This is a genomic window from Candidatus Ichthyocystis sparus, assembly GCF_900078745.1.
GTDB classification, from domain to species: Bacteria; Pseudomonadota; Gammaproteobacteria; order Burkholderiales; family 2013Ark19i; genus Ichthyocystis; species Ichthyocystis sparus.
The window spans coordinates 1-2,951 of sequence record NZ_FKII01000098.1; the positions used below are offsets into that span (position 1 = coordinate 1).

1 protein-coding gene is annotated in these 2,951 nt (G+C 45.1%); it reads right to left on the reverse strand.

All coding sequences use genetic code 11. The features are described from left to right. Positions 1 to 2,734, reverse strand: a 2,734-nt coding sequence (locus tag A6733_RS08560; RefSeq protein WP_176696813.1) for a hypothetical protein, incomplete at its 3' end; no start/stop codon positions are given. Positions 2,735 to 2,951 lie beyond the last annotated feature (217 nt).

The following is a 2,951-nucleotide window of genomic DNA, read 5'->3' on the forward strand; positions in this document are numbered from 1 at the left end:
TTGAACCGATACCCGTCGCCACAGGTAAAGAAGATAAAGGCCCAGAAGATACAATACTACCGGAGGACATCGAAGAAGAAGACATACCGGCACTATACATTTTCATAAATAATTTCTTAGGTGCAACAGGACCACCAGAAGAACCTATTCTGGGTACTGTAGAAAATTCTTCCACCTCAAAAACAGAAATAGTAACTGGAGAAGCACTAGTTGTTGGCATTACTGTCATCCCAGATGATTCACCTTCTAAAACTCCCAAATCAGCGACAGCAGCACCAACAATAGGCAATTCAACCTCCGACACTTCAACCTCTGACACTTCAACTTCTTCTTCTCTAGCCAACACTAACATCTCCGAAGAAGAAGTAGGAGGAGGAGTACTTACAGATACAACATCATCAGCCACAGAACTACCACTAGTTACTTCAGTAACATGAGATACTGCCCTTCTCCTCGCTGTTACTAGTACCCTCATCCCTGAAGCTGCCAAGTCGGGAACACCAACCTTATCATGAGCACTAATAAAATCTCCCACACAAAGAACAGCAGACGATGATTCCTCTCCAGGACCTAATAGAACAGAAAATTGATTAATTAGTGCATTCCACCTCTCTGCAAAAACATCTTGTAAAACTCCCATAATAGCCCTACTCAGAGATATCCAAAAACCTCTTAAACTATCTCCCGTTAATGACAACAATCTGCGACCAGAAGCATCCCCAGGTATGACACTAAAAAGGGAGCAAATAAATTCAGAACAAAGTCCACCACAATAATCGAGAAAGAATCTGTGCATAAAGCTAGTTTTATAGAGCATCATATTAGTTATAAGACAAGCACATTGTTCAGAAGATGAAAGTTCTCTCATGTTACTAGACACTGGAACTGCTACCACAGACGAGTAAGTACGCCTAGCCAATGCACTAACCTCACAGATAAGAACATTAACCATTTCTTCAACCCTAGGAGGTACTTCAAATCCAAACAAATATACAAAATCACCACCATCTAAAGAACCACCATCTTGAGATGCTACTCGCACTCTCATTCCTTCAGAAGCTGAATCAAATCTTGAAACTGATGGCAAAGAAGCATCAGACCTAGCACAAGCATTAACAAAATCTCCTCCACAAAGAGGAGATGATCCCTCTTCAGGGCCTGACATAACGGAAAAGCGATCAATAAGTCCGCACCACCTTGACATAAAAAAACTAGTTATAGATTTGAAAATAGCTTCGTCCAAAGATACCCAAAAATCTGCTAACCTGTCCCCCGTTAATAGCACCAAGCTGCGACTAGAAGAATCCCATGTTCTGACACTGCGAAGAGAGTTAAGGAAAGTAGGGAGTAGTTCAGTAGAATACCCAGCAAAGCACCTGGCCACAAATTTGAGCTCATAAAGCTTCCCATTAGTTAAACACCAAGCACGTCGTTCAGAACTTGAAAGATTACGGAGAATATTTGACACTATTCTTAGTATAAAATAGGAAATAATATCTTTAGCCAATATACAAACCCCAGATATGAGATCGTTAACCACCTCACTAAACTTAAGAGATACTACAAACCCAAACAAATCTACAAAACCTGGTGGTATAAGAGAAGAATCGGGGCCTGGGCTAGGAACGCGACTATCCGCAGCGAGATCTTGAACAACAACACGACCGGCAGCAAAAGCACGAGCTTGAGCAACAACAATATCGGCAGCAACAGCAGCATCGCGAGCAGCGGCAGCAAGAGTGGCAAGAGTTCGGGAGCGGCTGTCCGCAGCGCGGGCACGGGAACGGGCACGGCGGGCACAAACAAGAACGGCACCAGGATCGTTATCTGGGGTAGAAGAGTCAGCATGAGCAACATCAAGAGCACGAACAGCAGCAGCAGCAGAGTCGGCACGATCAGCAGCAACAGCAGCAGCAGAGTTAGCTCGGGCGTCAGCAACATCAGCAGTAGCGTGGCAATCACGAGCGGTGGCAACAACACTATCGAGAATAATATTGAAATCGGTACCTCCTGGACAAGGCACTAGACTATCCGCGCCTCGATCTTGAGCAAGATCAGCAGCGAAAACACGAGCCTGATCAACAACAAAATCGGCATCGTCAGCGGCAGCACGAGCAGCGGCAGCGCGAACAGCAGCATCGCAAGCATGTCTATCAGCACTGGCACGAGCACGGGCACTGGTTAGCTCAGGATCAGTATCGGAGATAGAGTCAGCATGACCATGAGCACGAACAGCAGCAGCAGCAACAGAGCTGGCGCGAGCATCAGCAGCATCAGCAGCAGCGCGTCGAGTACGAGCGGTTTCAATAAGGCTAGCGAGAATGACATCAAAATTTAAATCAGCAGTGGTAGTGCAAACAGCAGTAGTTACAGAAGAAGTGGGGCCAGATAATTCTGGATTTGTACCAGCTGGAACAGGATGAGTGGTAGTAAGCACAGAAGCAGCAGCATGACGCTTGGAAGCAGGTCCCTTGCCCTTGTTACTCCTACCGCCACTACCACCCTTACCCACAGAGGTAGTAGCAACAGTGGAAGTAGTGGCAGAAGCAGTAAGAGCAGTAGAAGTAGTAACAACAGAGGAAGTAGCAACAATAATAGAGGCAGCGGTAACAGTGGTAGCTACATCCAATTCACCACCAGGTAAAATATGAACCTGCTGTAAGACACCACTGTCAGCTTGATCAGCACCATCATCACTAGGACTAGCACCACCTACTCCAGTTACAGGATTCACAATCAAATTCCTTTTTTCATTTATTATTGTTGATTTTTTATCACTGTCATCGTTGCTACTATTATATATCCCAACACACTCCACGCCTACAACACCGTAAAACTGCATACCAAGTGAAAGAAATTAAGCAGATCATATAGGTCAAACATACGAACATCGACGTGCACGAGCTTATTCCTTATTAAGCATCGACTCACCGCACACAAAACTAAGCAAT